Here is a 6355-nt window from a genome sequence, read left to right as displayed (position 1 = left end):
GGGTGTAGCTGGATACACCCCCGATTCGGTGTGGAGCACCACCGACAGGACCGGGGTCCCGGCGGAAGGCTTGAGGGCATGACGAGCACCGCATCGCACTCCGCCACTGCGCCGAACGGGCGGCCCGGTCCCGGAGGTGCCTCCGCAGCCCCGGAGGGGGCGCTGCCGGCCGGGGCCGGGCCCTGGTCGGTCCGCAGCGCCGGGTCCGGCCGCGGCCGGGCCGCGCTGGAGCTGTACCAGTACGGGGAGTTGACCGACGTCCTGGTCGCCGCCCGGCTCACCCCGCACCTGCTGCGCGGGGCCCGGCACTGCCCGTCCACCGGGCGGAACCGGTACGTGCTGGCCTGGGGCCGGCTGGCGGCCGACGGCGTCGCACCCGCGGTGGTGTTCACCGGGCGGCGGCCGTTCCGCCGGGCGCGGTCGACGGCCGAGGTGGCCGTGGTGGCCGACCGGTTCTGGATCGCCTGGGCCGAGGGCCCGTTCGACGCGGTGCGGGTCGAGCACTCGGCGGGCGGGACGGCCGAGCGGCTGCCGCTGGAGCGGGTGCGGGGCATCGCATGAGTACCGCCGTCCTCTCCGTCCGCCCCACCTCCTCGTACGCCCCGCCCGCGCGCCTCGGCCGGCTCCCGGTCATGGCCGCGGTCGCGCTGCTGCCCTGGCTGGCGGTCCTCGCCGTCTGCCACGAGACCCCCTGGGTCGTGCTCGACCTCACCGAGTTCGCCGCCCTGCTCTCGCTGGACGCGCTGCTGCGCCGGCGCAGCCCCGCCGCGCTCTGGGCCGGCGCGGCGGTGGCCCTGCTGCTCGCCGGGGACGCCCTGGCCGACATCGCCTGCGCCGGGCCGGGCCTCCCGATGCTCGCCGCGCTGGTCATGGCCACCTGCATCGAACTGCCGCTCGCCGTGGTGTGCCTGTGGCTCGGCCGGGACGCGGCGCTGCGGACCGCCTAGGGCGTCGGCAGCTCGTCCATCAGCGCGCGGGTCCCGTCGTCCAGCGGGGTGTACGTGATCATCCGTGTCCCCAGCTGCGGACTGAGCCAGAAGTTGGTGTACTCGCAGCGCAACAGCCCGACCCCCGGCACCTGGAACCGCTTGATCCCGTTGCCCGGCCGCATCACGTCGTGCCGCTGCCAGAGCTCCGCGAAGTCCGGCGAGGCCTTGAGCACCCGGGCCACCAGCGCCTTCCAGGCCGGCTCCGAGCTGTGGTCGGCCATCGCCGAGCGGAACCGGGCCACCATGCCGAGGCGCTCGGTGCGGTAGTCGATCAGCACGTCGCGGAACTGCGAGGGCGTGAACGCCATCCACATCAGGTTCCGGTCCTCCGGGGCCAGCCGGTCGAGGTCACCGACGATCGCGGTGTACTGGGCGTTGTGCGCCAGCACGTCGTAGCGGGAGTTGAGCACCACCGCCGGGTACGGCGCCAGCCGCTCCAGCAGCAGCCGCACGCTCGGGGTCACCGAGGGGCACTCCCTCACCGGCACCGGGTCGTCCGTGCCGGCCAGGGTGAACAGGTGGGCCCGCTCGCTCGGGTCCAGCAGCAGCGCCCGGGCCACCGAGTCCAGCACCTGGGTGGACACCTGGATGTCCCGCCCCTGCTCCAACCACGTGTACCAGGTCACCCCGACCGCGGCGAGCTGCGCGACCTCCTCCCGGCGCAGCCCCGGCGTCCGGCGGCGCCCGGTCATCGGCAGGCCCACCTGCTCGGGCGTCAGGCGCTCGCGGCGGCTGCGCAGGAACGCGGCCAGCTCGTGCCGGCGGGCTTCGTCGGGAGTGGCCGGGCGCGGACCGGCCGAACCGGTGCGGGCTTGCGCGGGAGGTGTGGCGAGGCTCATGCTCCCCAGCATGCGACAGCCGTCAGCCTGTTGCCAGGTACTTCTTATACCCGGATAACCACACTCTGGTACCAGGGTACGACCCGGCGGATCGTAGGACCCGTGACCCGACAACTCGCCGCCGCCCCCGCATCGAGCCGCACCGCCACCCCCGCCACCACCCCCGGCACCGCGGCCGCCCGTACCTCCGCCCCAGGACCGGACGGCCCCGCCACCACTCCCACCGGCCCCGCCGCCACCCTCGGCACCGCCGGGCTGGTCACCGTCCTGCTCGGCGCCTTCCTGCCGATGCTCGACTTCTTCATCGTCAACGTCGCCCTGCCCACCATCGACCACGACCTGGCCGCCGGGCCCGCCGTCCTCGAACTGGTCGCCGCCGGCTACGGCATCGCCTTCGCCGTGCTGCTCGTCCTCGGCGGACGCCTCGGCGACAACTACGGGCGCCGCCGACTCTTCGTCGTCGGCGCCGTCGCCTTCGCCCTCACCTCACTGGCCTGCGGCCTCGCCCCCGGCGCGTGGTCCCTGGTCGCCGCCCGGGCCGCCCAGGGCGCCTCGGCCGCACTGCTGATCCCGCAGGTGCTCGGCACCATCACCGCCGCCACCGAGGGCGCCCGGCGCGGCCGCGCGCTCAGCGTCTACGGCGCGGTCGGTGGGATCTCGGTGGTGATCGGGCAGGTGCTCGGCGGCATGCTGGTCGCCGCCGACCTGTTCGGCACCGGCTGGCGCTCGGTGTTCCTGCTGAACGTGCCGTTCGCGCTGCTCGCCGTGGTGCTCGCGGTCCGCTACGTCCCGGAGAACAGGGCCGCCACGGCCGCCCGGGTCGACGTCCCCGGCACCGTCCTGCTCACCGCCACGCTGCTCTCCCTGCTCATCCCGCTGATGGAGGGCCGTGCCGCCGGCTGGCCGCTCTGGTCCTGGGTGCTGCTGGCCCTGTTCCCCGTCCTCGCCGTCGCTTTCGGTACCGTCGAACGCCGCGCCGAGCGGCGCGGGGACACCCCGCTGGTGCCGCCGTCCCTGCTGCGCATCCCGGAGATGCGACGCGGCCTCGGCATCGCGCTCCCCTACTTCGCGGGCTTCGGCGGCTTCATGTTCGTCATCGCGGTCGCCCTCCAGCAGGGCCTCGGGCTCGGCCCGGTCGCGGCCGGCTGGGCGCTCGTCCCGATGGCCGTCGGCTACTTCTGCGCCTCGCTGGCCGGCCCGCGGCTGATCGGCCGCTGGGGCAGCCGGGTGCTCAGCGCCGGTGCCGTCGTCCAGGCCACCGGCCTCGCCACCCTCGCCCTGACCGTCCTGGCCGACTGGTCGCACTTCTCCCCGCTGCGGATGGCCCCGGGCGTCGCCCTCGCCTCGGCCCTGCTCGTCACCGCCGCCCTGACCACCAGCCCCACCGCCACCGCCGCCCCCACCCCGGCGACGACCGCCGCCGCCAACGACTACTGCGGCGGCCACTGCGCCGACATCCTGCCGCCCGGCGAGAACGGCAACGCCACCCTCGCCGACATCCTGCTCAACCGGGCCTTCGGCACCCGCCCCGCGCACACCGACGACCAGCTCGGCCCCTACGCCGCCCTCGCCTCCGGCTACCCCGGCCTGACCGAGGCCAAGCTGCGCGACTTCTTCAACGACGCCTCCTTCGGCGTCCCCGCCGACCAGGTGGCGAGCACCACCAGCCCGCGTCCGGACGTCACCATCGTGCGCGACAAGGCCACCGGCGTCCCGCACATCTCCGGAACCACCCGCTACGGCACCGAGTTCGGCGCGGGCTACGCCGCCGCCCAGGACCGCCTCTGGGTGATGGACCTCTTCCGGCACGTCGGCCGCGGCCAGCTGTCCGGCTTCGCGGGCGGCGCCGCCGCCAACCGCCAGCTGGAGCAGACCTTCTGGCAGGCCGCGCCGTACACCGAGGCGGAGCTGCAGCAGCAGATCGACGCCATCGCCGCCCGCGGCGGCCGGGCCACCCAGGCACTCGCCGACGCCAACGCCTACCTCGACGGCATCAACCAGTACGCCAAGGAGTCCTACAACGCCCGCACCTTCCCCGGCGAGTACGACCTCACCGGGCACATCGACCCGATCACCAACGCCGGCTCGATCGAGCCGTTCAAGCTGACCGACCTGGTGGCCCTCGCCTCCGTGGTCGGCGCGCTGTTCGGCTCCGGCGGCGGAGGCGAACTGGCCTCCGCCCAGGTCAAGTCGGCCGCCGAGGCCCGGTACGGCAAGGACGCCGGAGACGCGGTCTGGAAGTCGCTGCGCGAGGCGGACGACCCGGAGGCCGTCCAGACCCTGCACGACGGGCAGAGCTTCCCGTACGCGACCGTCCCGGACCAGCCGCAGGGCGCGGCGCTGCCGGACCCCGGCTCGGTGGTGCCCGAGCGGGTCGTCTACGACGCCACCGGCTCGGGCAACTCCGCCACCACCCAGGCGAACGGCGTCCTGCCCGGAAACCTGCTGACCGCCAAGCACGGCATGTCCAACGCCCTGCTGGTCTCCGGCGCGCGCACCGACGACGGCCACCCGGTGGCCGTGTTCGGCCCTCAGACCGGCTACTTCGCCCCGCAGCTGCTGATGCTGGAGGAGATCCAGGGCCCCGGGATCAGCGCGCGCGGCGCCGCCTTCGCCGGCCTGAGCTTCTACGTGCAGCTCGGCCGCGGCCAGGACTACGCCTGGAGCGCGACCTCCGCCGGCCAGGACATCACCGACACCTACGCCGTCCCGCTCTGCACCACCGACGGCTCCCCGGTCACCACCGCCGCCAACTCCTACCTGTGGCACGGCCAGTGCCTGCCCTTCGACCGGCTGGAACGCAAGAACGCGTGGAATCCCACCACCGCCGACTCCACCCCGGCCGGCTCCTACACCCTGGTGATGTACCGCTCCAGGTACGGCCTGGTCAGCGCCCGCGGCACCGTCGGCGGCGCGCCCGTCGCCTTCACCTCGCTGCGCTCCACCTACCGGCACGAGGCCGACTCCATCATCGGCTTCCAGGAGCTGAACGACCCGGGCGCGGTGCAGGGCGCGGCGGGCTTCCAGCGGGCCGCGCAGGACATCAACTACACCTTCAACTGGTTCTACGCCGACTCGCGCGACATCGCGTACTACAACTCCGGCAGCAACCCGGTCCGCGCCCCCGGGGTGGACCCGGGGCTGCCCGTCCAGGCCCAACCCGCCTACGAGTGGGCCGACTTCGACCCGGTCGCCAACACCGCCCGGTACACCCCGGCGGCCGAGCACCCGCAGTCCGTCAACCAGGACTACTACATCTCCTGGAACAACAAGCAGGCGAACGGCTTCACCTCGGCCGGTTTCGGCAACGGCTCGGTGCACCGCGGCAACCTGCTGGACGACCGGGTCAAGTCCCTGCTCAGGAACGGCGGCAGGGCGAGCCGGGTCTCGCTCACCCAGGCCATGGAGAGCGCCGCACTGGCCGACCTGCGGGCCGAGGACGTGCTGCCCGACCTGATCCGCGTGCTGCGCAGCGCGCCCGTCACCGACCAGGCCGCCCTCACCGCCCTGCAGCAGCTGGAGGCCTGGCTCGCCAACGGCGCCCTGCGGAGGGAGACTTCGGCGGGCAGCCACGGCTACGCGGACGCCACCGCGATCCGGGTGATGGACGCCTGGTGGCCGCTGGTCGCCGAGGGTGTCATGCGGCCTGGCCTCGGTGACCCGCTGTTCGGCGCGCTGACCGGCGCCCTCCAGATCAACGAGTCCCCCTCGGGCGGGCAGGCCGGCTCGGCCACCGGCCCGGTGAGCGCCAACGAGGCCATCCCGCACAAGGGTTCGGCCTTCCAGTACGGCTGGTGGAGCTATCTGGACAAGGACCTGCGCGCCGTCCTCGGCGACCAGGTGGCCGGCCCGCTGGCCCGGCCGTTCTGCGGCGGGGGCGACCTCGCGGCCTGCCGGACCGTCCTGCTGAACACCCTGAAGCAGGCCGCCGCCCAGACCTCCGTCCAGGTCTACCCGGGCGACGCGGACTGCTCGGCCGGCGACCAGTGGTGCGCCGACACGATCATCCAGCGCCCGCTGGGCGGCGTGACGGACGACAGGACCACCTGGCAGAACCGCCCGACCTACCAGCAGGTGGTCCAGTTCCCGAGCCACCGCTGACCGACGCGGCCGGTGCCCCCGGCGAGGGGCACCGGCCGCCGGTCACTCCGCCGCGCCCACCCGCTTCGCGACCGCCGCCGTGTCCTCGCGCAGGTACCGGGGCTGGACCCGCAGCCGATCGGCCACCTTGAAGTAGGCCTTGCGGCTGTCGGGCGTGGTCATCCGGTCCGAGGCGGCGGCGGCCAGATCGACGATGGCCTCCATCAGCCCGGCGAGCGCCCCCAGCAGAGCCGCCTCCTCCTTCTCCGGAACCCTCTCCCGGCTGCTGTCCCGCGCCTTCGGCAGCGCGTTCTCCCGCAGCTGCCGCCGCGCCTCGTCCACCGCGTCGACCATCGCCCGTACGCCACTGTCCATCGCGACCCCCTCGTCCCTTCGCTCCTCCGGTGTACTCCGCGAGCCTTCCCACCCCGCCCCCCACTCAGACCC

At 74.2% G+C, this 6355-nt stretch carries 5 protein-coding genes; 3 read left to right on the top strand and 2 right to left on the bottom strand.

Annotation, left to right across the window (positions count from 1 at the left end; translation table 11 throughout):
* Window positions 1-78: 78 nt before the first annotated feature.
* Together ACIQOV_RS22055 and ACIQOV_RS22050 are read left to right on the top strand one after the other, a co-directional pair.
* A complete protein-coding gene (locus ACIQOV_RS22055; RefSeq protein WP_401050903.1) occupies window positions 79-561 on the top strand; it encodes a hypothetical protein in 483 nt (160 codons plus the stop codon).
* Window positions 558-947 carry a hypothetical protein gene (locus tag ACIQOV_RS22050; RefSeq protein ID WP_401050900.1) on the top strand — a complete coding sequence of 130 codons (390 nt, stop codon included), beginning with the start codon at window positions 558-560 and terminating at the stop codon, window positions 945-947. The genes ACIQOV_RS22055 and ACIQOV_RS22050 overlap by 4 nt, the downstream gene beginning before the upstream one ends.
* On the opposite strand, the gene ACIQOV_RS22045 is transcribed toward ACIQOV_RS22050, so the two are convergent.
* Window positions 944-1828 (bottom strand): helix-turn-helix transcriptional regulator, encoded by an 885-nt coding sequence (locus tag ACIQOV_RS22045; RefSeq protein ID WP_401050898.1) that lies wholly within the window; start codon window positions 1826-1828, stop codon window positions 944-946. The two genes, ACIQOV_RS22050 and ACIQOV_RS22045, sit on opposite strands and share 4 nt — an antisense overlap.
* Between ACIQOV_RS22045 and ACIQOV_RS22040 the strand changes: the two genes are divergently transcribed.
* Window positions 1745-5929, top strand: coding sequence for an MFS transporter (locus ACIQOV_RS22040; RefSeq protein WP_401050895.1), 4185 nt, complete (start codon window positions 1745-1747; stop codon window positions 5927-5929). The genes ACIQOV_RS22045 and ACIQOV_RS22040 overlap by 84 nt on opposite strands.
* Window positions 5930-5971: 42 nt before the next feature.
* Here ACIQOV_RS22040 and ACIQOV_RS22035 read toward each other — a convergent pair whose 3' ends face one another.
* Window positions 5972-6283, bottom strand: coding sequence for a hypothetical protein (locus tag ACIQOV_RS22035; protein ID WP_401050892.1), 312 nt, complete (start codon window positions 6281-6283; stop codon window positions 5972-5974).
* Window positions 6284-6355 lie beyond the last annotated feature (72 nt).

The sequence above is a fragment of the Kitasatospora sp. NPDC091257 genome, from assembly GCF_044757675.1.
Lineage (GTDB): Bacteria > Actinomycetota > Actinomycetes > Streptomycetales > Streptomycetaceae > Kitasatospora > Kitasatospora lactacystinica.
This window is presented reverse-complemented; position numbering and strand designations above follow the sequence as displayed.

Bases quoted from the DNA above. Each gene is read 5' to 3' on its own strand.
- ACIQOV_RS22050 (WP_401050900.1), top strand. From the start codon at position 558: ATGAGTACCGCCGTCCTCTCCGTCCGCCCCACCTCCTCGTACGCCCCG.
- ACIQOV_RS22045 (WP_401050898.1), bottom strand. From the start codon at position 1,828: ATGAGCCTCGCCACACCTCCCGCGCAAGCCCGCACCGGTTCGGCCGGT.
- ACIQOV_RS22035 (WP_401050892.1), bottom strand. From the start codon at position 6,283: ATGGACAGTGGCGTACGGGCGATGGTCGACGCGGTGGACGAGGCGCGG.
- ACIQOV_RS22055 (WP_401050903.1), top strand. From the start codon at position 79: ATGACGAGCACCGCATCGCACTCCGCCACTGCGCCGAACGGGCGGCCC.